This window comes from Mesoplasma tabanidae (assembly GCF_002804025.1).
Classification (GTDB): domain Bacteria; phylum Bacillota_I; class Bacilli_A; order Mycoplasmatales; family Mycoplasmataceae; genus Mesoplasma; species Mesoplasma tabanidae.
On record NZ_CP024969.1, the window covers coordinates 11,452 to 37,223 of the forward strand.

General features: G+C 28.0%; 16 protein-coding genes, 1 pseudogene and 3 riboswitches. Of the genes and pseudogenes, 13 read left to right on the forward strand and 4 right to left on the reverse strand.

What is annotated here, in order from left to right; translation table 4 throughout:
* The first annotated feature begins 23 nt into the window (after window positions 1-23).
* Complete coding sequence (gene gyrA / locus MTABA_RS00050; protein WP_100679185.1) at window positions 24-2,501, forward strand: DNA gyrase subunit A; 2,478 nt, start codon at window positions 24-26, stop codon at window positions 2,499-2,501.
* 47 nt (window positions 2,502-2,548) lie between these two features.
* On the opposite strand, the gene mnmE is transcribed toward gyrA, so the two are convergent.
* The 4 genes from mnmE to serS form a co-directional block, all read right to left on the reverse strand.
* Entirely contained in the window at window positions 2,549-3,907 is a 1,359-nt protein-coding gene (gene mnmE, locus MTABA_RS00055; protein WP_100679186.1) for a tRNA uridine-5-carboxymethylaminomethyl(34) synthesis GTPase MnmE, read from the reverse strand.
* A gap of 72 nt (window positions 3,908-3,979) precedes the next feature.
* Window positions 3,980-5,590: a YfcC family protein gene (locus MTABA_RS00060; protein ID WP_100679187.1), complete on the reverse strand. Its 1,611-nt coding sequence runs from the start codon at window positions 5,588-5,590 to the stop codon at window positions 3,980-3,982.
* 84 nt (window positions 5,591-5,674) lie between these two features.
* A complete protein-coding gene (locus MTABA_RS00065) occupies window positions 5,675-7,285 on the reverse strand; it encodes an APC family permease (RefSeq protein ID WP_100679188.1) in 1,611 nt (536 codons plus the stop codon).
* Window positions 7,286-7,371: 86 nt separating this feature from the next.
* Entirely contained in the window at window positions 7,372-8,640 is a 1,269-nt protein-coding gene (gene serS / locus MTABA_RS00070; protein ID WP_100679189.1) for a serine--tRNA ligase, read from the reverse strand.
* A gap of 147 nt (window positions 8,641-8,787) precedes the next feature.
* Between serS and MTABA_RS00075 the strand changes: the two genes are divergently transcribed.
* The 12 genes and pseudogenes from MTABA_RS00075 (at window position 8,788) to MTABA_RS00130 (ending at window position 25,764) form a co-directional block, all read left to right on the forward strand.
* Window positions 8,788-9,651, forward strand: coding sequence for an Hsp33 family molecular chaperone HslO (locus tag MTABA_RS00075; RefSeq protein ID WP_100679190.1), 864 nt, complete (start codon window positions 8,788-8,790; stop codon window positions 9,649-9,651).
* 915 nt (window positions 9,652-10,566) lie between these two features.
* A complete protein-coding gene (locus MTABA_RS04010; RefSeq protein WP_425270568.1) occupies window positions 10,567-11,433 on the forward strand; it encodes an ABC transporter ATP-binding protein in 867 nt (288 codons plus the stop codon).
* Window positions 11,434-11,523: 90 nt separating this feature from the next.
* Complete coding sequence (locus MTABA_RS00085; protein WP_100679192.1) at window positions 11,524-13,644, forward strand: hypothetical protein; 2,121 nt, start codon at window positions 11,524-11,526, stop codon at window positions 13,642-13,644.
* A 142-nt stretch (window positions 13,645-13,786) separates the two neighbouring features.
* Window positions 13,787-14,752 carry an IS30 family transposase gene (locus MTABA_RS00090; RefSeq protein WP_100679193.1) on the forward strand — a complete coding sequence of 322 codons (966 nt, stop codon included), beginning with the start codon at window positions 13,787-13,789 and terminating at the stop codon, window positions 14,750-14,752.
* A 198-nt stretch (window positions 14,753-14,950) separates the two neighbouring features.
* Window positions 14,951-15,014, forward strand: a riboswitch (nucleoside riboswitch).
* Between the two features lie 59 nt (window positions 15,015-15,073).
* A complete protein-coding gene (locus MTABA_RS00095) occupies window positions 15,074-15,598 on the forward strand; it encodes a lipoprotein (RefSeq protein WP_100679194.1) in 525 nt (174 codons plus the stop codon).
* Between the two features lie 42 nt (window positions 15,599-15,640).
* A riboswitch (nucleoside riboswitch) is annotated at window positions 15,641-15,703 on the forward strand.
* A gap of 88 nt (window positions 15,704-15,791) precedes the next feature.
* Complete coding sequence (locus MTABA_RS00100) at window positions 15,792-16,589, forward strand: lipoprotein (protein WP_100679195.1); 798 nt, start codon at window positions 15,792-15,794, stop codon at window positions 16,587-16,589.
* A 179-nt stretch (window positions 16,590-16,768) separates the two neighbouring features.
* Window positions 16,769-17,496: pseudogene (locus MTABA_RS00105) on the forward strand (IS30 family transposase); the annotation flags it as partial.
* A gap of 166 nt (window positions 17,497-17,662) precedes the next feature.
* Window positions 17,663-17,725: riboswitch (nucleoside riboswitch) on the forward strand.
* A gap of 78 nt (window positions 17,726-17,803) precedes the next feature.
* A complete protein-coding gene (locus MTABA_RS00110) occupies window positions 17,804-19,927 on the forward strand; it encodes a hypothetical protein (RefSeq protein ID WP_100679197.1) in 2,124 nt (707 codons plus the stop codon).
* 33 nt (window positions 19,928-19,960) lie between these two features.
* Window positions 19,961-22,348 (forward strand): ATP-binding cassette domain-containing protein, encoded by a 2,388-nt coding sequence (locus tag MTABA_RS00115; protein WP_100679198.1) that lies wholly within the window; start codon window positions 19,961-19,963, stop codon window positions 22,346-22,348.
* Window positions 22,341-23,330: a carbohydrate ABC transporter permease gene (locus MTABA_RS00120; RefSeq protein ID WP_100679199.1), complete on the forward strand. Its 990-nt coding sequence runs from the start codon at window positions 22,341-22,343 to the stop codon at window positions 23,328-23,330. The genes MTABA_RS00115 and MTABA_RS00120 overlap by 8 nt, the downstream gene beginning before the upstream one ends.
* Before the next feature lie 8 nt (window positions 23,331-23,338).
* Entirely contained in the window at window positions 23,339-24,655 is a 1,317-nt protein-coding gene (locus tag MTABA_RS00125) for a carbohydrate ABC transporter permease (RefSeq protein WP_100679200.1), read from the forward strand.
* Window positions 24,655-25,764 carry a ComEC/Rec2 family competence protein gene (locus MTABA_RS00130; RefSeq protein ID WP_100679201.1) on the forward strand — a complete coding sequence of 370 codons (1,110 nt, stop codon included), beginning with the start codon at window positions 24,655-24,657 and terminating at the stop codon, window positions 25,762-25,764. Before MTABA_RS00125 ends, MTABA_RS00130 begins: the two co-directional genes overlap by 1 nt.
* Window positions 25,765-25,772: the final 8 nt, after the last annotated feature.

Consider the following 25,772-nt stretch of genomic DNA (forward strand, 5'->3'; position numbering starts at 1 on the left):
AAGAATAGAAAAGGTGAATTAAAATGAGTGAAAAAAACTTAGAACATAACCACGGTATTATCAAAGGGATTGATATCGCTGCTGAGGTTAGAAAAGACTTTTTAGAATATTCAATGTCTGTTATTGTTAGTCGTGCGCTTCCAGACTTGAAAGATGGTTTAAAACCTGTTCACCGTCGTATTATTTATGCGATGAATGATTTAGGAATTACTGCAGATAAACCACACAAAAAATCAGCACGTATTGTTGGGGAAGTTATTGGTAAATACCACCCTCATGGTGATACAGCGGTTTATGACTCAATGGTAAGAATGGCACAAGACTTTTCATACCGTTACCCACTAGTTGATGGACATGGTAACTTTGGTTCAATCGATGGTGATGGAGCTGCTGCTATGCGTTATACTGAGGCTAGATTAGCTAAAGTATCAAACTTCATTATTAAAGATATTGATATGAATACAGTTCCTTTTGTTGATAATTATGATGCTAGTGAAAGAGAACCTGCTTATTTAACAGGTTATTTCCCGAACTTATTAGCAAATGGAGCTATGGGTATTGCTGTTGGAATGGCAACAAGTATCCCGCCGCACAACTTAAGAGAAGTAATTAGTGCTATTCATGCTTTCATTGACAATAGAGAAATCACAATTGATGAAATTTTAGATAACCACATTATGGGACCAGATTTCCCTACAGGTGCATTAATGACAAATGGAATTAGAATGCGTGAAGGATATAAAACTGGTAGAGGTGCTGTAACAATTCGTGCTAAAGTAGCTCTTGAAGAAAATGATCGTCATGCAAGATTTATTATTACTGAAATTCCATACCAAACCAATAAAGCTAAATTAATTGAAAGAATTGCTGAATTAGTTAAAACAAAACAATTAGAAGGAATTTCAGATATTCGTGATGAATCTAACTATGAAGGTATTAGAATTGTTATTGAATTAAGACGTGATTCAAATCCAGATGTTGTTTTATCTAAGTTATACAAATTTACTAATTTACAAACAACATACTCATTAAATTTATTATCATTGCACAATAACATTCCTGTGTTATTGGATTTAAAATCAATTATTAAACATTATGTTGATTTCCAAATTAATGTAATTATTAAGCGTTCAATTTTTGAAAAAGATAAAATTGAAAAACGCTACCATATCTTAGAAGCTTTAGACACAGCATTAGATAATATTGATGCTATTGTTAATATTTTAAGAAACTCACCAGAATCTAATGAAGCTAAAATGAAATTAACAGAAGCATTTGGATTTGATGAAGAACAAAACAAAGCTATCTTAGATATGAGATTACAACGTTTAGTTGGATTAGAACGTGGAAAAATTCAACAAGAAATGGCTCAAATCAAAGAAAGAATAGATTATTTAACATTATTAATTTCTGATGAAACAGAACAAAATAATGTTCTTAAAAATCAATTATCTGAAATTGCTGAAAAGTTTGGTGATAACAGAAGAACTGAAACTATTGATGAAGGATTAATGGACATTGAAGATGAAGAATTAATCCCAGATGTTAGAACAATGATTCTTTTAAGTGAAGAAGGATACATTCGTCGTGTTGATCCAGAAGAGTTTAGAGTGCAAAAGCGTGGAGGTAGAGGAGTTAGTGTTAACTCATCTAATGAAGATCCAATTGTAATTGCTACAATGGGTAAAATGCGTGACTGAGTATTATTCTTTACTAATTCAGGAAAAGTATTTAGAACTAAAGCATACAACATTAGACAATACTCACGTACAGCACGTGGATTACCAATTGTTAACTTCTTAAATGGACTAACAGGTGGAGATAAAATTACGGCTATCCTACCTTTAAGAAATGTAAAAGAAAAGATGAATTACTTGACTTTCATTACTGAAAAAGGAATGATTAAAAAAACAGATATTTCATTGTTTGATAACATTAATAAAAATGGTAAGATTGCTATTAACTTAAAAGAAGATGATCAATTAGTAACGGTCTTTGCTACAACTGGAGAAGATACAATTTTCGTTGCTAACAAATCTGGAAAAGTGATTAGAATCCAAGAAAACATTGTTAGACCGCTTTCAAGAACAGCATCAGGGGTTAAAGCTATTAAACTTGATGAAAAAGATGTTGTGGTTGGAGCAGTAAGTTCATTTGGAATTGAAAATATTACTACTATTTCATCAAAAGGAAGTTTCAAGAAAACTAACATTGATGAATACAGAATTTCAGGTCGTAATGGAAAAGGAATTAAAGTAATGAACCTAAACGAAAAAACAGGTGACTTTAAATCAATTATTGCAGCTAGAGAAACTGATTTAGTATGTATTATTTCAACAGATGGAAACTTAATTAAAACAAAAGCATCTGACATTCCTGTTTTAGGAAGAGCAGCAGCTGGGGTTAGAGGTATTCGTCTAAGTGAAGGAAATAAAATTCAGGCAGTGATGTTAGAATATCGTAAACACGGTGAAGAAAACCAAGAATTTGAGGAAGATTAGGATAAAATAAAAGCACCATTAAAGGTGCTTTTATTTTATCCTAATCTCTATTTACCAAGACAATATTTTTTAAAAATGTTGTCTATTATTTCTTCGTCGTATTGCTCACCAATTAATTCATTTAAGTAGTTTCATGCTTGATGTAAATCAACATTAACAATATCAATAGGTAACCCATTAATAATAGCTGTTAATGATTTTTCTAAATTATTTTTTACATGTTCAACAAGAGAAATCTGCTCTAAATTGATTAAAATAAGCGAATCATTTCTTGTTAATTCTTCATTAACATGCATACCTTCAATTCTGTTTATTAGCTGATTTATATCGTTATTAATGGCGCTAGTAAAAACAAAATTTTTTTCTGAATTAGCTATTTCTTTTTTTTCCATATCGTTTATAAATTCACTTTTATTAAATACAACTATGTATTTTTTATTTTTTATTTTTTCAAATATTAATTTATTTTCTTTATCATTGATTGATTTGTAATCAACAACAAACAAAACTAATTCAGCTTCATCTATCATTTTAAATGATTTTTCAATACCAAGCCCCTCAACAATATCTTGGGTGTTTCTAATACCCGCGGTGTCAATTAAATTTAAGCTTATATTTTCTAAGTTAATTTCTCCTGTGACAATATCTCTTGTTGTTCCATGTATATCTGTCACTATTGCTTTGTCTTCATTCAATAATGCATTTAGTAACGAAGATTTACCAACATTGGTTTTACCAACAATTGCTGTTTTAATACCATTAGTATTTTTGACAGCCATTTTTGATCTTTTTAATAGTGCGCTCACTTCATCAGTAATTAATTCTAGTGCATGTGTTAAATCTTCAACACTACTTCCTTCAACATCATCATAATCAGGATAGTCAATAGAAACTTGAATTCTAGAAATAATATCCAAAAGATTTGCTTTTAAATTAGTAATGCTTTGGTTGTGAGCACCAGTCATGTTATTAACTCCAATTTTTAAAGCTAATTCATTTTTAGCAAAAATTAAGTCATTAATACCCTCAGCTTGAATTAAATCTATTTTGTTGTTTAAGAATGCTCGTTGACTAAATTCGCCTTTATTTGCCATTCTTGCCCCGTTCTTTATTATTAGATTGATTATTCTTTGAGTGTTTAATATACCACCATGGCAAGCAATTTCAACCACATTTTCACCAGTAAAGCTTGCAGGTGAAACAAAAGATGTTATAACAACTTCATCAACCAGTTCTTCACCGTCAAATAGTTTTCTAACTCAAACATTTTTTTCTTTTTTAATTTTTAATTTTAGTAGGTTATTAATTATGTTAAAACTTTCATCACCGCTTATTCTAATTAAAGAAATAGCTTGTGTTGATATATTAGTTGTTGGTGCCACTATAGTTTGATTTATGCTACTCATGTATGTCTCCTGTCATTATTAATTATTATACTATTTTAGCAATAAAAAAAGATTCCAAAGAATCTAATTGAATTAAGCAATGTTTCCACCAATTGTTCCACCAAGTGAAATCATAACAATTGAAAGAACAAATAATATTGTTAATATAGGTCACATAAGTTTAAAGAATTTTGTGTAATCAATTTTAGCAATACCAATAGCAGCCATAATAATCCCTGATGTTGGAGTAAATAAATTAATAAACCCGTTAGCCATTGAAAAGGCAGTTATAGAGCCACTAGCTAATACTTCAGGATCTTTTGAAAGAACTCCACCAGCACCCCCAAGTAATGGGAACACAGCTTTTGCAAACCCTGATGTTGATGGAATAAATAATGAAAGTGGAATAAATAAAATAAATAGAATTATTAAAATACCTACTGAAGAATTAATTCCCCCAATTGAACTAGCTAATCCAGATACAACCAGATGTTGAATAAATGATTTCTCAAGAGCTCAACCAATTCCCCCAGCAACGGCAATAACTAGACAAACACCAAATAAATCTTTTGCACCAGTCATGAATTGATCCAAGAAACCTTCTTCTCCTAATCCGTTAACTAAACCAAGCGCAATTGAAGAAACTAAGAAAATTGCTGAAACAACAATAAAATCACCATTACCAAATCCCTCAGCTTGACTAGATAAATAAGGAATATATGTGTTAATTCATTTTCCAAATTTATAAAAAGGACCTCAAGAATTATGAATTTTGGGATCATTTTCAAATCCTAAAATGCTATCTCAACCAACCATATAAAAAATCATTAAGATAAATGTTAAACCAAAAAATATTAAAGTTAATTTTCTTTTTCAATTCATATCAATTTTATCTGCAGCTTCATTTAGAAAAAACTTTTTGTCTTCTTCCATTGTTTTAAAAACAACAGACTTTTGAGGATTTCTTTTAACTTTTCAAGAGTATCACATGACAAAAATTATAGATGCAGCAGTCATAACAAATCAAGAAGCAATTCTTCAAACTAATCCATCACCAACAGATGTGTCAATTCCTGAACTATTAACAGTATCAACCGCAACTCCTATAGCAAACGGGTTAACTGTTGAATTCATCACTCCAACCCCTGCCCCAAGTAAAACAATCATAAATCCAGTTAATTTATCAAAACCAGCAGCCATCATTAAAGGAATACATATCATATAAAATCCTAAAGATTCTTCAGCAAGACCTTCAGCACTACCAACGATAGAAAAGAAAGTCATTAAAGGAATAATAGCTCAAATTTCTTTCCCTTTTAGCGCTGATGTTATATTCTGTGAAAATCCTTCTAGTGCTTTAGAACAAATAACAATATTTAGAAATCCTCCCAAAGCAACTAAGAAAACAATTATTTCAGCTCCATTAACAAAACCATTAATTGGAGCCATGAATAGATCAAATATTCCTAATGCAACAATTTTTTCATCATGTGCTGGAATTTCATTTCCATTTATATCAGTTCCTGCTTTAATATGCACTGTTGCACCACTTCACTTTAGAATTCAACTCATAAAAATTATGAATGCAATAATTAGTAAAAGAATGCTGAAAGCAGAAAGCATTTTAAATTGCTTTTCATTCGCTTTTCCTGAAACTTGTTTATTTCTTTTAAATGGATTTTTTATTTTAAAATCATTTTTCACTGTACTTTATCCAATCTATTTGTTAAGTAAATTGATTATATTAAAAAAAGAACATAATTTTTTTCTTTCTATTAAAATAACATATTACTTTTTCTTTAATATTTTTTTCTTTATTAGTTTTAAATCAGCAATAATACTTAAGTTTTCTTCAATTTTTATATTTGAATTAATTTCTCCATCTCAACCATCTGTATAAGGGTCTTTCTTAAATCTATATTCTTGAATTAAAAATACAAAAATATTTATTAGTAATGAAACAAGTAAAATAATTAAAAATCACATTCCTGACTGAGTTATTCCTCATTCACCTTTTGCAATATTTTTAGGTTCTCAGATAAAAGCAAAAATTCCAAAAAAAATAAAGATTGTCATAAAGAATGAAGAAATAATGCCACAAACCATAAATAATTTTGTTTGTTCAACATCAACTTTTTTAGTAAATCTATTAATAACCCCAGCAACCATAACGGCTAATACCATTATAAACACTAAAGCACTTGTTCCAGAAGAAAACCAATTTATATAATCTGCTGGTTTATTTAATAATTCTTCTATATTTTGAACGTTTCCACCAGACCCAACTGCTGAAGATATTCCATCTCAGCCTTCTCTTTTTGTACAAATACCTATTACTATTAAGAAAGTGTAAGCTACTATAAAAATAAACATTTGAATAACCCCAGCTTCTTTATAACTCATACTTCTTTTTTTAGTATAAATAGTTTTGTTATTTGCATCAGAAGCTAAATCAACAATAGCAATATCAACAAATATATTTGAACCAAGCAAACAAATACTCATTAATATTAAATTTGAAATAATTCTTGCAGCATTACTTTCTTTGCCACCTAGCATTTTTTCAAACAACTTAACAATTGAACCATCTGGAGATCCCATAAATAATGATAAAGCCATTAATACATAAAATACTGCAACAAATACCATTCCGGCAAATAAAGCTTTTGGAACTACATCTTTATGTGTTGCTGTTTTTTGTGCGTTAGCAATATAAACATAACCATCAAAGGCAAAAAGTATTCCACCAAAACCACCAAGAAATAATATTGGTGACCATTCATTTGTTCCCCAAGTATTTTTGTCATATCCACCATTTCATCAAGAACTAGTACCACCTGTTTTATCGATTAAAATAAAACCTGCAATAAATGCTATCAGTAGAGGTAAAAACTTAATTAAAATACCTACTATTTGAATTCTCCTATTAATGAATCTTTTGTATATTGATAGAATTGTGCAAGTTATAAAAATGCTTATGCCAACTAATAAATAAATTATTAATTGTTGGTAAGGGGCAATTGGCGCACCAATTGCTAATAATAAATAATTAACTGCTCCAGCCACAAAAACACTTTGTGTACTTGGAATATAAACTCATCCATACATAATTGAAAAGAAAGATGCTGTTTTTCTATTTATAAATATTTTAGCTCAGTTACCTAATGTACCATTTCCAAAATGCTTAGTTGAAGAAGAAATCTCAATAAAAACAATCATTGACATAATACAAATAATGCCAACAAAAGATCAAAGAATTATTGCAATTATTGGGTTGTTTGTTTGATTTAATAATTCACTATTTTTCATATAAATTCCAGAACCAATTACAGTTCCAATAACCATTACAAAAAGAGTCAAAAATTCAAACGTTTTAGTTTTAGTTTTTTTGGTGTTCATTTTTTTAACTTTCTATATGTTTAGAAATAATTGTAATATAAAAATTTTAAAAGTGTAAAGCAAAATAAAAAACACTTTAGTGTGTTTTATTTAATATATTCTGTGTTGTCAAAGTAAGGTCTTAAAACAATTGGTAAAATTAATTTTTCACCATCTCAATAGTTTTCTAGAATGGCAGCTAATAGTCTATCAATAGCAACTCCAGAACCATTTAATGTATGTACTAGTTTTACTTCCCCATTTGCATCGCGATATCTAGTTTGCATATTTCTTGCTTGAAAGTCAGTACAATTTGAACAACTTGAAATTTCGCGATATTTATTTTGTTCAGGAAATCAAACTTCTAAATCGTATGTCTTTGTTGAACTAAAACCAACATCCCCTGTACATAATTCGACAAGTCGATATGGTAAATTAAATAATTGAAGAACTGCTTCTGCATCACGAACCATTGCTTGTAATTCTGCTTCACTTGACTCTTGATCAGTTATTTTAACTAATTCAACTTTATTAAATTGGTGTAGTCTTATTAGCCCTTTTGTATCTCTACCAGCGCTACCAGCTTCTTGTCTAAAGCACTGAGAATAAGTTGTATAGTGAATAGGCAATTGAGTTAAATCTAAAATTTCCCCAGCATGTAAATTTGTTAAAGGAACTTCACCTGTTGGAATTAAATATTGATCATTTGTAGTTATATAAGCATCTTCTTTAAACTTTGGTAGTTGGCCTGTTCCATACATCGCTTGTGAATTGACAAGAAGAGGAACAGTTATTTCTGTGTATCCTTTACTTGTGTGTAAATTTAATAAAATATTAGATAAACTTCTAACTAGTTTTGCTCCTAATCCAGTATAAACAACAAATCTTGAACCACTCAATTTAGGACCAGCTTCAAAATCAACTAGCTTTAATTTATCAGCAATGTCTCAATGAGCTTTATCATGGTTTTTTACAAATTCTTTTCCTCAAGTTCTTATTTCAACATTATCATTATCATCATTTCCAACTGGCATTTTATCATTAGGAATGTTAGGTATATTCTGCAATTTAATTGTTAATTGTTCTTGAATTGCTTTTAACTTTTCATCTAATATATCGATTGAAGAATTAATTAAAGTTACCTCATTTTTAATTTTATTAGCGTCATCAATTTGCTTATCACGCATTAATTCGCCGACTTGCTTTGATAAATTATTTTTATTTGCTTTAAGATTCTCCACTTCTTTTAGAATAGATTTTCTTTGAATGTTTAATTCTACAACTTCATCTAATATTAATGAATATTCTCCATTTCTTTTATTTAGTTGTTTTTTAACTTTAACTAAATTATTTTCAATAAAATTTATATCTAACATTTTTCCTCCGACTTCACTAAGTGATTACTATATAAAATTATAATACAAATTCAAATGTAAAAAATCTATTCTTATGACAGAGAAAGCATAATTGTTTATTTATTAAAGAAATAAGGTAAAATTTAAAAATGTATAGGAGATAGCAAAATGGATTTACAAATAAGAGCAATAAGCCATAAACATAATGCAAAAATAGCAATAGTAGATATTAGTGAAAGTATGAGACAAATTTGTGATTTGCAACAAACAAATCCTTTTGTAAGCATCGCTTTATCAAAATTTACTTTAGGTAATACATTAATTTCACTAGATAATAAAGAACTTGCAAAAATTAATTCAAATTATATTTCAAATAATGGAGCAGTTAAAAAAATGATTGCCGAATTTCAAAACAATAAAGTTAGAGCGTATGCACAAGTTAAAGATTTTGAGATTGAACAATATATACCAAAACTAAGTAACAACCCGGTTTATGCAACAATAGGAACTCAGGGACAACTTTTAAACAGTAGAGATATGGGCCTAAAAGAACCTTATGTTTCAACAATTAATACTGATTCACCTAATATGGATCATATTTGAATGGATTTTTTAAGAGATAGTAATCAAGTTGGTTCTTTACTAACAAGTGATGTAAAACTTGATAAAGAACTAAAAATTCAAAAAGTTGTAGGTATATTAATTCAATTATTACCAGAACATACTCAAGAAGATATTGAATTGTTGGAATCAAAATTGGGAAATACTAACTTTATATGTGAAATCTTAATCAAATCAACAAATTATTATGAAGTTATCAAAGAAATTTTTGAAGATGCAACAATTTTAGAAAGCAAAGAGATTATTTTTGAATGTACATGCAATGATAAAAAAATATTGAACTCAGTTAAATTATTAGGAAAAAATGATATTGAAGAATTAATTAACAATAATGAAAATGTTCAAGTTATTTGTGATTTTTGTAATAAAGAATACATTGTTAAAAATGAAAAGCTTAAGCAATTAATTTAATTAGAGCAAAAGGAGAGGCAATATATTTGTCCAAAATCCTTTTGTTTTTTTCTATTAATGATAGAATTATAAAGATATTGTTTTAACATTTTTAAGAAAGAATAGGGACAAATAATGGCTAATAACAAAAAAAATGCTAGTGCCAACACTTGGTCTAAGGCAGAAAATACAAAAACTGTTAATGCACAAAAAGCAGCTCAAGTTAAGAATGAAGCTGCCTACAATAAAGAAATTGTTGATAAATACAAAGAAGCTATAAGTTCAACAAATAAATCATTAAATAAAAAATCAGTTTCAAAAAAAATAGCTGAACCTAAAACTGAAGAATCAAAAATAGCTGAGGTAAAACAAACAGTTAAAAAAGAACTGGGACCTAAGGCTAAAGAAGTTAAAGTTCAAAACATTAAAGAAACGCCAAAAAATGAAGGTTCTCTAAGCAAAAGAGAACAAAAATTGATTGAAAAATTAAATGAAAAAGAATCAATTAAGCAAAAACTTGCAGAAGAAAAAAAATACAAAAAAGAAAATAAAAAACAAGCTAAATTGATTTATAAAGAACAAATGCAACAAGAAAAAGAGAGAATTCTTTTTAAAAAACAAGCAATCGAATTAAAAATGAAACAAGAAGCGGAAGCAGAAACTAGAAGAGTTGCTGCTGAAAAAGCAAAAGCTGCAAAAGAAACAGAATTGGTTGAAACTAAAAGAGTTGACGCTGAAAAAGCAGAAAAGGAAAAACAAGCAAGGGAATTAAAAATGAAACAAGAAGCAGAAGCAAAAAAACTTTTAGAAGAAAAAGCTGAAACAAAAAAACCAGTAGCTAAAAAACAAAAAAAAGCTACTAAAGTTGAAGTTGTTGAAGTTAAAGAAATTGAAGTTTTTCAAACAACAGCTGAGTCTGAAGCTAAACGTGAATTTATTGAACTTGAACCTAAAGCAAATTTTGATAAAGGTGTAAAAGGTTTAAAACAAAAAAATAAATATCAAAAACAATTAACAAATAAATATTCAAAAGATATTTTAAGTCAAGGAACTATTGTTACAACTGCAAATTGTCGCCCAAATACTTTAGAACATATTATTGAACTAAAAAATGTTAGAAAATCATATATAACTGGAGATTTGGAAACACCTATTTTAAAAGGTATTGATGTTAAATTAGATAAAGGTGATTTCATTGTTATTCTTGGACCATCAGGATCAGGGAAAACAACTTTCTTAAATGTTATTTCTGGATTAGATAAAGCAACTGAAGGTGATGTATTCATCTTGGGTTCAAATTTATCTTTATTAAAAGATTCACATTTAACAAAATTTAGAAGAAGAAATGTAGGATTTATTTTCCAACAATATAACTTATTAACAAACTTAACTTCTAAAGAAAATGCTGAAGTTGGGCAAAATCTTGCAAATAAAGATAAGCAAGGAATGAGTATTGAAGAAATCTTTGAAACTATTGGAATGAAGGAACAAATGAACAAATATCCTCACCAAATGTCGGGGGGGCAACAACAAAGGGTTTCTATCGCTAGAGCGTTAGCAAAAAATCCAGAAATATTGTTTGCTGATGAACCAACAGGTGCTTTAGATGAAGAAATGGGACGTAAAGTTCTAGAAATTTTAGTAAAAGTTAACCGTGAACAAAAAACAACTGTTGTTGTAGTTACTCACAACCCTAACATCGCGAAAATTGCTAACACAGTAATTCATATTAAAAATGGATTAATTGACAGTTTAGAGAAAAATAAGAAGCCAGCAGATCCAAAAACAATCGAGTGATCTTAGAAAATGAACCAATAATGGTTCATTTTTTGTTTTTATTAATAATAAGTTTTATAATTAAAATATCATATAAAAGAAAGTTGTTGAAATAAAATGAAAAAACTATTATTAACACTATCATCTGTATTTATTATTGCTGGTGCTGCAGGTTCTGTTGTTTCTTGTGGAGTTAGCCCAGAGAAAGAAGTAATATTTGCTCTTATTGGAGGTTATTCAATGAGTGACACTGATTTAGAAAAACTTAATGCTTATAAAGAAATGGCTGATGAGTTTAATGAAGAACACAAAAACGAAGAAAATTTCGTTCCTATTAATGTTGTTTGAAGAGAGTCAAGTTATCTTAATAATGCTGTTTTAACAGGTGATAATCTACCAGACTTATATATTTCATATGTTGATGCTGCTTCTACTTACTTGGAGTCAACTGTGGCTGATCAAGTAAGAGACATGGAAAAATCAATGGGCGAAGATGGTTTTAAAAAATTTACTGATGATTTAATAACCCCAGCTTTTATTGAAGAAGGTAAGTATAAAGAAACTCAAGTTGTATTCCCTTTTGGTAAATCATTTGATATTTCAGTTATAAATGTAAATTTATTATTTCAATTTATGGCTCTTTTTGAAGAAGAAAGTGTAAAGTCAAAATTAACAAATCTTGAAGAAAAATATAAACAATACAATGCCAAAAGAAAAAATGTACTTGAAAATAATACTGAAATGTCAGGAACAAGAATATTTAAAAATGGTTTAACAATTGTTCAAAATAATCAATATCTAAAACAAAATGATCTAGAAGTTCCTATTGATAGTACAACTTACAATTATTTAGTAGACTTATTTTTAAAAGTTGATAATTCAATTGATGGGATTAAATCAATTTTTGCGTCAACTAAAAATGTTTTAGCATTAACAATCGCAATGAATCAAATTATACAAAAAAATCTTTTAGATGTAACTGTCAAAATTGATAATAATAAGTATGTTAAACCAAATGAAAAATTTAATTTTGCTTTTGGTATTGATTCACTTGATAATAAGTACTACATGGACTACGCTTCAACAAGTGAAGGTCATGAGATTATAGATATTCAAAATGACAAGGATTTTTGATATAACGCAACTTATGAAAATAAAAAGGCAAATATCACATTGAATTCTGAATCTCAAAGTTTTAAGGATACATCAAAATACCTACAAGGTATGAAGAAAATTGCATTAAGTAATTTTGAAAAAGATAAATCTGTACCAATAAATTATTCAGAACAATGAAATGGTGTTTTTTCAACATCAAGATACGAACAAAATTCTCAATCTAAAACATATATAACACAAGACTTTACAAAAGGGACTATGTTTATGGGAAGTGCATCATCTGCAAATGATTTTTATTTTACAACCTCATGAACAAAAAATCTAGATGTATACAATAATCAAAACTTACCGACACAAAAAGAAACAGTTACTTATACACCAGTTACAAGAGCCGATGTTATAACAACTTCTAAAACAAATGAATCAAATCCGGAAAAAGCTGTTTTTATGTCACAAGGTAGAGGAATAGCTGGATTTAAATCTAATGGAAGCAACGCTTTGTATAAAGAAGAAAGTGTTAAAAATTTCTTGAATTACATTATGCAACCAGTACCAGCTGCTAGATTTGCGCTAAGAACAAGTTATATGCCAGCGACAAAATCCGGAATGCTTATTTATGAAAATTATTTAAATGGTAATTATAATAATAATGAAGGAAATCCAAAAGATAAAAAAGCACTTATAAAAGTAGTACAAGAAATAGAAGCATCATATAATTCAAATAGTATCACTGAGCACCAAGCTGAAGAATTAATACCAGAATATTTTGGGCAAATATTAACAAATAACAAGCCCGAATGAAAAGCAGGAATTAGTCCTGTAAATACAGGTTTTATAAATGATTACTTAAATCCAAAAATTGGAAATGAGGTTCATCTTGAAGAAAACAAAGTTAGTCTTGTTTCATCAAAAGCGCACCCTGTAACAGATATAGTGAGAAGTGGAATAAAAAACTCAATATCAGGAACAAATGGAATTATGGATTTAGCAAAAAAACCTAATATGAGTTTTTATGATTTAATTAAGTCACCAAGCAATGCAACTGATTCTGCCTATTTAGCATATTGATTAGGTAGACAACAAGGCGATTTCTACAAAGAAATTAATTTAAAATATTCATAAAAATAAAGAATAGTTAGAAGTAACTATTCTACGAATTAAAATTGGAACTGCAACACTTATGAGAAAATAATCTCATAGGCATTGCAGTTTTTTTGATACAAAAAAGCAACCCCTTGACCGACTAAAGCCCAAAGGAGTTACCATGAATAATTATAAACAAATATCTTTAAAAGAAAGAACATTAATTGAATATCTATTAAATGTTCAAAATAAATCAGTTTCTTTCATAGCTAAAGAACTAAATAGAAATAGATCAACGATTTACAGAGAAATCAAAAGAAATAAAGCAGCTGTAATTTATAAAGCTAAAGATGCGCAATTTACTAGAGGCATTAATAACACCTTATCTCATCAAAATGAAATAAATAAATATAAGGAATTCTTAAGATTTCTTTATGCAAATTTTAATCCAAAAAGCTTTAGTATTGATGTTTGCGTTTTTAAGGCCAAAGAACTTGGAATCAAAACCCCAACAACTCAAACTGTTTACAATTGAATTAAAAATAAACAAATAAAAATAAAATCAAAAGACTTGCTTAGACCTAGGTTTTGATGAAGAAAGTCTAGTAAATATAAGAAATATCTATGAGAAATTTCAAAAATGAACTCTATTCCAATTACTTATAGACCTAAAAATATTAATAAAAGAAAAGAAGTAGGTCATTTTGAAATAGATTTAGTTGTGGGTGCAGGTAACACTTCAAAAGCAATAATTACACTTGTCGAAAGAGTTACCCGAAAGGGTTTTGCAATTAAACTAGAAAATAAAACTATGAAACATACAACTGAAAAATTAAAAGAATTAATTGGAAAAGAAAATTTAAATATTAAATCTATCACTAAAGATAACGGTATGGAATTTAATCTTTTACATGAAGTCACACAAGAATTAAGCGTGCCACTTTATACATGTAATACGTATGCTTCTTGTGAAAAAGGCACTAATGAAAACTTTAATGGATTAATCAGAAGATATTTACCTAAGAAAACTAATTTTACAAATTTAACAGATGATAATATAATTGAAATATTAAATGAAATAAATAAAATGCCTCGTAAAATTCTGAACTACAAATCAGCTCAGGAATTTTATGAGACATTCGGTTAGAAGTGTTGCACTTCCAATTTTAATTTATAGAATAGTTAGAAGTAACTATTCTTTATTTTTACTGATGTAAATTTCGGTTAAATATAGTAATTTGCAAATAAGTAATATAGATACAAAAAAACTTTTTTTCAATATTTTTTATTGTTTTTATTTTAATTTTTAAATTATATATTTATAGAGCAACTAAATATATAAGAAACTTATACAGGGTAGCATAATGGGCTACTGACCCCGCCTTCAAACCAATTTGAAGACTATAGGACTTTTATAAAACTTTTTTATTTGGTTGAACAAAATAATAAAACATAAGAAAGGAATAATATGAAAAAAATATTAACTATATTAGCTGCTGTTGGATTAACAGCTACAACAGGAACAACTTTAGTAAGTTGTGGATCAGGGCAAAAAAATAATGATCAAGATTATACAAATGTTTCTGGAGTTACAGCTTGAAACAATAACTTAAAACAAGTACAAGGATTTGTTATTGATCAAATTGGAACAACTTTTGAGAGTTCAAGTGATATGAATGAAAAAATTAAAACAATTAATTTTTCAAAAGTAGCAAGAAAAAACATTTTGTTTGCAGACAACTTAGCTTTAGGAGAAAAACAAAAGGATATCGTTGATGAAGCAATTAAAAAAGCACCAAATCCAAATGAATTATTTAATTATTCAATTTATGTAGTAGCAGTTAGAAGCTCTACAAAACGCACTGGCACAAATAATCAAGACACATTAAAAGTAGATTATTTAGAAGTTAAAGATGGGGAATGAACTTACGCAACTTTTGATAATGTAAAAAGTTTTAAATACGAAAATGTTTTTGTATCATATAAAAAATAATATATTTTATTGTATAATTTCATTAACAACTTAATATGAAAAACTTATACAGGGTAGCATAATGGGCTACTGACCCGCCTCAAGACCAATCTTGAGACTATAAGTGTAAAGGTTTTTTTGGTTACCAAAAAAACCTTTTTTATTAAAATATCTAAAGTTTTTCTTTAGGTTGTGTTCAAAATTAGGGGAAAATATGAAAAAATTATTAGCAGTATTAGGAGCAATTGGTCTTACAACAATTGGAGCTTCAACAGTAGTTTCTTGTGGAAATGGTCAAAAAAATAAAGATACGCAAGAAACTGTTTTAAAATCAGTTCAAGAAAAAATAGTTGAATCAATAAAATTGGATTCAAATAAAATATATGAAAATCAAAATGATATTTATTTTGCTATGTCTGATTTAAAAAATCCTGAAACCTCAGAATTATTAAAGTTAGAAGGAGTTAAAGGGATTTCAGCTTCTTCAAAAGATTTACCAACAGGCAAACCAGATAATGAATATGATATTTGAATTAGACTATTAGGTACACAATCAAATCAAACAGATTTTATTCAAGAAAATCATAATTTATGAGCAGTTCAAATAAGCTATTTTGGTGCTAATAAATCAGAAGATGGAACATTGTCATGAAATACAAAATATACTCAAAATTATGATTTAAAATTCAAAGCAGAAAAGCAAAATTTATTAGTTACAAATTCAAATAAGGAAGAAATTACTGAAGCAACTTTAAATAACAGAGAATTGACTCTATATTTGGAAAACAAAAATTCTAGAGAGGCTATAGATTCTAAAATAGATATTGAAGGATTAAGTCAAGATTTATTTGAAGAACCCGTAGTTAAAATATCAACATATCCAGGTTTAACAGGAACAATTACATTTAAACTAAAACAAGAATCGATTTTACAAGCAGATCAAAAATTAACAATTAAGGCAGCTTCATTTAAGTCATTTGAATTCACAATAAAAACTGAAAATTTAAATTAGCAAAAATAAAATAGACTTAAGTTATCAATTGTAATTGGAAGTGCAACACTTGTGAGAAAATATTCTCATGAGTCACTTCCTTTTTTGCATAAAAAAAGTGAATACCTCAATAACCGTTCAAAGCACAAAGGAGTATTCACATGAATAATTATTAACATCTAAATAAAAAAGATAGATATTTGATTGAATATTTATACTCCAATTTTAGTAAAAAATATTCAAGTATTGATATTTGTGTTTTTAAAGCGAAGCAACTTGGTATAAACACGCCAACAACAAAAACTGTTTACAATTGAATCAATATAAATCAGTTAAAGATTAAACCTAAACATTTGTTGAGACCTAGATTATGATGAGAAAAATCAAGTAAATACAATGAACTCTTTAGAAAAATGAGCTAACTTAAATTCAATACCTATTTCGTTTAGACCTAAATGAATAAACAATCGTTCAGAGTTTGATCACTATGAAATTAATCTAATTGTTGGTGAAAAAAACAGTGGTTATATTTTAACTTTAGTTGAAAGATTAACTAGAAAAGCTTTTGCGATTAAATTAGAAAATAGAACAATGAAGCATACAAATGAAAAATTTTTAAAACTTATTAATAAAGAAAATATTATGCTAAAAAGTATCGCAAAAGATAATGGTATGGAATTCAATTTATTACATGAAATTACTAATAAAATTAATGTCAAATTATATACGTTTAATACTTATGCTTCTTGTGAACGTGGAACAAATGAAAATTTCAATGGGCTAATGAGAAGAGAATATCCAAAATCAACAAACTTTTCTAATTTAAACGATGATAAGATTAACTCATTACTATCAAAAATAAATAAAATGCCTTGAATAACTGCTTAGCTATAAAACTGCTAATCAGTTATTCAAGGCATTCGGTTAGAAGTGTTGCACTTCCATTTACAATTTATAACTTAAGTCTATTTTTTATATTATTTGTTTCTTTGATTTATATTTAATAATATCATAAAATATAACACTTATCATTATATTTAATATCTATATATATAAAATATTATATTATAATATCTTTAACTTAATAAAAATTAACTTATACAGGGTAGCATAATGGGCTACTGACCCGCCTTAAGACCTATCTTAAGACTATAAGATAAAAATATTTTATTTAATTAAGTTGTTTCTTTATTAAGTAATAATTTGTATAAAAAAATTAGGGGGATTATTTTTAAATGAAAAAATTATTATTAACATTATCATCTGTAACACTAGTTAGTACAGCTGGAATGAGTGTTGTATCATGTGGAGTGAAACCAGAAAAATCTGTAATATTTATGCTTCCAGGTGAAGCGGTTGGTACAGCTTCTATTGACAAAAAAGATGCATATATGGATATGGCTGAAGAATTTAACGCTATTCATAAAGACGAAACTGGATTTGTTCCAGTTGAAGTAAGATGAGCAAAGTCAGGAACAATTAACGACGCTATTTTAACAGGGGATAACTTACCTGACTTATATGTAAGTTATGCTGATGCAGTTTCACTGTACGCAAATACAAAAGTTGGAGATCAAGTTAGAGATATGGAATCTTCAATAGGTGAAGCTGGTTACAGTAAATTAACAGGTGATATAGTTGATGATTCTTTCTTAAAAGAAGGGCAATACAAAATGGATGGAAGCGAGAAAGCTACTCAAATAGTTTTACCTTTCGGAAAATCAGTTGAATTATCAGTTATTAACGTAAACTTTTTCTTAGAATTTGTTTCAAAAATTAAAACGGGTGCTTTAACTGAAGGAAATGGATCAGATGAAATTAGTGCATTCGATGGTTCTATTGTTGCAACTAAAGCAAGAACAGCTTTTGAGGAATTTAATAATAGCGAAAGAAAAAATTTAACTGGTGAAGGTAAATTGTCAGGAACTAAAGTTTATAAAGATGATTTAGTAATTAATGAAGCAAACTTAGGAAACAATCAAAATGCTAAGGAATCACTAGCTAGATTGGTTAATTTATTCAATGAATTAGGAACTGCAAACGCACAAAATATTGATGAAAAAATAAGAGAAATATTCTCAAAAAATGAAACAATCATTGATATGGCAACAGTTTATAATGCAGTTAAATCAAACTTTGATTTAAGATATGCAGATAAAAAAGGAGATCTTCATAATGTTAATAAATCAGCAGATAGTCATTTCTCATTTGGTATTGATTCATTAGCAAATAAATATTTTATGGATCAAGCAGCTAGAAGTGGAATAGCATCAATTGATATAACAAATAAAGATAATGGTTTTTTCTACAATGCAACTTATGATAAAGCAACTAGAGTTGCAAACGTTGAATTCGATCAAACTTCTGATTCTTTCCAAGATACTTCAAAATTTTTACAAGATTTTAAAGACATTGCATTATCAAATGATAATGCAAGTCAACAATTAACTTATAAAGAACAATGAAATGGAACATTAAATTTAAGCAGACAAGAAGGAACAACTAAATATTATACAAGTGATAGTTTCTTAGTTGGGTCATCATTTATGTCAAGTGGATCAACAGCAGGAGCTTATAATTTTGTTAAAGATAGATCAGTATCTAAAGATGAAACATACCAACCAGTTACTAATGCTGATGTATTAACAGCATCAACTTCGACAGCTCAAGGAAAAAAATCTGTTTTCATGTCACAAGGTCCAGGAATTGCAGGTTTTAAATCAACAGGTTCAAATGCAGCTGATAAAGAAAAAACAGTTACAGCATTCTTAAACTACATGATGCAACCAAAACAAGCAGCTGATTTTGCTTTAAAATCAAATTACATGCCACCAACAAAATCAGGAATGTTAATTTACCAAAATTATGTAAATGGTGACTTTAATAATACAAAAGGAAAAGTTGGGGATGCAAGTAACCAAATATTAAGTGGAGTAGTTAAAAAACTTAATGAAAAAAACGAAACAAATAATGGAACTGCATTTACTGTTGAAAACACATTTACACCAGTTCGTTCAACTTCAAAAAATAGATTAAGTTCACAAGCAGCACCTAATGCGGTTAATTCAGGATTTATTGAAAATTACTTAAACTTAGGAACAAACGTTCAACCAAGTAAAACAATTTTAGTTACATCTACACCAGCACCAATTGGTTCAACAGTTCGCGATGGAATAGCAACAGCTATGACAGGAACAGGAACAATAACAGATTTAAACAAAGCAAAAGAAGTTAAATTCACAGACTTACTGAATAAAGCAAACTATGTTTACAACTTAAATACATATGTAATGAAAAAAAATAACACAGACATGTTTAGTAAAATTAACATGACTTTCAAAAAAACACAAAACAAATAGAGAAAAAAATTAAAATAGAAAGTTTTTAAAAACATGAGTATTAAATTAAAAAATATAACAATTGACTATGGAAATTTCTTGGCGGTAAATGACCTAAGTGTAAATATTAATAAAGGGGAACTAGTTTCCCTTTTAGGACCTTCTGGTTGTGGAAAAACAACAGCATTGAATGCGATAGCAGGTTTAATTAACACAACATCAGGGCAAATTCTATTTGACGGTGTTGATGTGACACATAAAACACCTCAACAAAGAAATATAGGATTAGTTTTTCAAAGTTATGCGCTTTATTCACATATGAGTGTTTTTAAAAATATTGCATACCCTTTATATCACTCAAAAGATTTTAAAAAAGAATTAGCAAGAGATAATTTTAAATACAAAAACAGATTGAATGATTTAAAACAAACTAAAGCATTTGAGTTAGTGATTAAACAACAAAATGATTTTTTAAATGACTTAAAATCATTTTTAAAAGAAACTAATTATAAATTTAAATTACTTGAAACAGAGTTTTTAAAAAATCATAAAAATTCAATAGTTGAGTATACAGATCAATTGTTTGCTGATTTTGAAAATGCGGAAGTGTTAAAAAACCATTTAGTTAGTTATTTATATGACAAATTAAAAATTAAATTTAATGAAATTAAAGCTAGATTAGAATCAGTAATTTTAAGAAATTATAAAGCGTTGTTAGTTCAAAAATTAGATGTTCGCTTTGCTGGTACAATTGGGTACTATGCATGATTAAATGAAAAAAATGTTAAGGATAACCAAAAACACTTAGTTGAATTAATTAAAACAAGCAAAACTTCTAAAAAGCAAATTAGAAAAGAACAAAAAAAAGTCAGCTCAGAATTAGATATTTTTAATGGTTCATCAAGCCAAAATGGTTATGAAACATATAATCAAACTAAAACGGCTATAACAAATGATTTTATTGACCTACAAGTTTCAGAGCTTGAAAGAGAAATCGACGTTTATTTTGCAGAAGTTTTAATTAAAACTAAAACACCAATTATTGAAAATAGTAAAATTGAAGCAGCAGTGATTTTAATAAGTAAAAAAATTGAAACTTTCAGAGTCGCATATTTAAACAAACATGCAAAATTAAATGAAAAGTTTGTTAAAAAAGTTTTAAAGAAACTTCCAAGTGAAATTAATATTCAAAATGATTTAACAAAATACTTTATGAATATTTCAAAAATGGAATTTAACAATATTGAGAGAAAATTAAATGAATTAGTTTTCATTAGCATGCAAAATTTTGTTAATTCAGCGGAACAAAGTGAATTCACACAATTAACAAATTATTACTCAGTTAATATGAATGAACACTTAAATAATTCTGAATCAAGTGAACAACTTTTAAAAATTAACAAAGAAATTGAAAAAATCGTTTCACTACAAGAAGGTAAAAATGCTGACGGAGTTGATATTTTAAATATTCAAAATGCCGATTTTGCAAACTTTATGAATGAAAGAGAAGCTTTAACTGAAAGTTTATTAATAGTATATGCAGAAAAAACTGAAAGTTTTATTTCTGAAACATTTGTTAAATTGCCTTTATTGGTTGCAACAGAATTAGAAAAAAATTCAGTTAAAATTGATACTAAAGAAATTGAACAAGAAATTAGAAAAAATATTTATTCTAAAAAGAGAAAAATTAGAACATTGGTTTTAGAAGCGGCTAAACAAGTTGAAATTGAGTCTCAATTAAATAAAAAACCAAGTGAATTATCTGGTGGACAACAACAAAGGGTAGCTATTGCTAGAGCTGTAGTTAAAAAACCAAGTATTTTATTAATGGACGAACCTTTATCTAACTTAGATGCAAAATTACGTTTAACAACTAGAGAATGAATTAAGAGATTCCAGCAAAAAGTTGGTATTACAACTGTATTTGTTACTCATGATCAAGAAGAAGCAATGAGTATGTCAGATTCAATCTTTGTTATGAATAAAGGTGTTTTACAACAAAGTGGGACACCACTAGAAATTTATAATAAACCTAAAAATAAATTTGTTGCAAACTTTATTGGTACGCCAAACATAAACTTCATTGATGTTAAAGTTAAAAAATCAACATTTGAATTGCCATCAGGTGATAAATTAACTATTAAAGGTGAAAAAATAGAAAAAGAACAGTGAACATTAGGTATCAGACCTGAAAGAATCAGTATTTCAGGTACAAAAGGAAAAATATTCATTGGTGAAGGCGAAGTTTCATTAGTTGAACAATTAGGAAAACAAAACCACATTAAGGTTCGTTTAGAAAATGAATTAGAAATCACTTTAATTTTAGAACCACATGAATGAAATAATTTAAAAGATTCATCAACATTAAAGCTATACGCAAGAAAAGAAGATTTATACTTATTTGATGCAGAAACAAACTTAGTAGAGGTAAAATATGCGTAGAAATAAGAAAGATGAAGGCTTTGTCTTAATTGATGACAGAGTTATAAATTCTAAGGGTAAAAAGACAAAGCCCAAAAACATGGAAAAGGGTAGATTTGATCTTATAAACCAATTGATTTGAGTTTTACCAGGTCTATTTTTTGTATGTATATTCTCATATTTCTCAATATTTATTGTTTTTAAATATGGGTTAAGTGCAAATGGGGCAAATGGAGTTTTTATTTTAAGTATTAAAAATATTGGTAACTTATTTACTGAACCAACTCATGAATTCCCAATAGCGTTAAGAAATACATTGATTTATGTTTTAGTATCTGTGCCAATTTCTTTATTAATCGCACTTTGAACAGCTAAAGCTTTAAGTAATGTTTTAAGTAAGAGAGCATTTGCTTTCTTCCAATCAGCATTTTTCTTACCATATGTAACATCAGCTTTAGCTGTTGCTATGGCATTCTCAATATTATTTTCAACAAGTAATACATCTCTTTTAACTCAATTACTAACTAAATTAGGATTATCAAGAGTTGACTGAAAGGAACCTAAAAATGCAATGATTATGTTAATTATTTATGGGGTTTGAAAAATGCTTCCATTTAAAATTATTATGTTTACAGCAGCATTTTTAAGAGTTGATAAACGCTTGTACCAAGCCGCATCAATTGATGGTGTTCCAAAATGACAACAATTTTGAAAAATATCTGTTCCACAAATTATGCCAGTTATCATTTATATGATTACAACAGGAATTATTGGTTCATTTAAATTTATGCCATTTGGATTATTTGCAAACTATGAAGAAGCTGTTAAATCACAAGCACAAACAGCAGTATTCTTTATATTCTCAAGAATAAACTCTGGATCAGGAAGTTTACCATCATACAGTACTGGTGGTGCCGCTTCTATAGTATTGATGGTTATTATTTTAGTAATGACATTAGCAAATAGACAATTAAGTAAATTCTTAAATAAAAAATATAGATAGGAGTCAGCATGGAAAAAAGAACAAGTGAATGAAGTAAAAAAAATAGAACTGAAGAGTGAAACAGAACTAATTCTTTTAAGAGGATTTCAGTTAAAGAAAAACCCTTAATTCAATCTGAACCTATTATTGAAAGTACTGTAGTAAAAACAAATGTTGCTGTAATTTCAGATACTGAAATTCAAACAGCAGAAATTAAATTAACAAAAAAAGAAAAATATGAAAAAGATCTAGTAAAACAGGAAACTGAAATTTCAAGAAGAGAATCTGAAATTGTTATTCAGTCTAATTTCTTTAAAAGATCTTGATTAAAAATTTGTCTTTCTTGATTTATGTTTTGAAATAAAAAACAATTTAAGTTTAAACATGCTTTTTACATTAGAACAGTAAATAGAAGAAAAGATAAAACAATTAAAATGGCAGGTGATGTTTGATATAGACAAATAGGATCAAATATTTCTAACTATACTGTATTAATTATTATGCTTATTGTTATGATTTTCCCTTTTTATTGAATGTTAATAACATCATTTAAGCCATACTCAGAAGTTGATACTGGTGTAATGGAATCTCTTTGACCTAAGCATTGAACTTTACAAGCATATAAAGACATGTTCTCTTATGTAAACAGTTCAGGTGCCAAAGATTCAATTCCATTCGAAAGATTTTTCTTTAACTCACTATTTATTGCATTGATTTCTACATTAGTGCAATTAACTGTTTCAGTTATTGGTGGTTTTGCTATTTATAACTGAAGAACAAAATTTAACTCGCTATTTATGATAATTATGTTCTCAATAATGATGGTTCCTGGAGAAGCCATGTTATTAGGTAGATACTGAATATCAGTTCAAATGCAATGAAGAGATACTTTATTTGCATTAATTGTTCCATTTATTGGTAATGTATTCACTATATATCTTATGAGTAATGCTTTCTATGGACTAAATAGAGATTTAAAAAGAGCAGCTAAAGTAGATGGATTGTCAAGTTTCCAATACTTCATGAAAATTGCTTTACCTGCTGTGAGTGCAACAATATTAACATCATTCATTATTTCATTTATCGAATCATGAAACTCAGTTTTATGACCAATCACAGTTATCGATAATCAAACAGGTCAATGAAGAACAATTCCTATGTTGCTTTATTCACTAATGAATGTTAGTGGTATGACATCTGAAGAATTCCCAATCGCAGACCCAATTAACGTAAAAATGGCAGCTTCAATTCTAGCAATTTTACCAATGATTGTTGTGTTTATTGTATTCAATAAATGAATTATTAATGGTCTAACAAAAAGAAGTGTTGGAGGCACAAAAGGATAATGAAGAAAAAAATAAATTTAGTATTTTTAAGTCTTATATTAGCTCTAGTTGGGTTTTTATCAATTATTACAGTTTCTTGTGCGTCAAAAATTAAAGAGATAACAGGAAACGTATCATTTTATGTTCTATCTATAGGTAGTGGTAACTTTACATTTTTAGAAAAAGACGGCCATGCGGTTGTTATGGATTGCGGAACTGGTTTAAATAGCGGAGGAGATTCATTAGAAACTGAAACTGATGCATTAAACACAGGCTATTGAGGCAATTATGCAAATAAAACTGATGCTGATAATATAATAAATTTTATGAAAAATACAGCAAATGTTAAAGTTATTGATGCTATATTTATTTCTCATAAACATACTGATCATTATAATACTTTAAAATATCTAGTTGAGTCATTTGAGGTAGGAACGATTGTTGCTCCTACTGATAGCAAAGGATTGGAAACTGCTGTAAAACAATGAAAACCATCAGGTAATACGATTGTTGATACTATTTTTTCAAAAACTTATGATTTTTTAGGTGGAACATTTGAAAATTTAACAGCTTATTCTTCAAAAAAAGTTGTTAAAAGTTTATATACAAATACAGACCCAAATGCTGTAAGTATGGTTTTACGATTCAAAGTAAATGGTGAAGTATTCATGCTTCCAGGTGATATGGAAGATAATACAGCAGTAATTAGAGATTCAAAATTTAGAAAAGCGGCAGCTTCTCAAAAAGTAGATGTGTTTTTGTTACCACATCATGGATCACAAAATGGTGCAACTGATTTAATTCCATTAATTGGGAATAAAGAAAAATCGCCTAAACATGTAATCATTTCTGGAACTGATAATTTAAATGGATTTGAACCTTGGGCAGCAAAACGTAATGCTATTACTAATGCTCAAGGACCTATTGGAATGTTATTAAACACATATTCAAAAGATAAAAGAGAGTATATTCATATTACGGGAGCAGTTAATTATAATGTTCTTAATGAATTTGGCGATCATGTTGATAAAGAAAATACTGAATCAACATTTGAATATAAATTTTCTGAAGGTATATGAAATTTTGTTGTTCATGAAGAAAATATTGCAAATGGCTTTAGAGTAAAATAAAATAATAA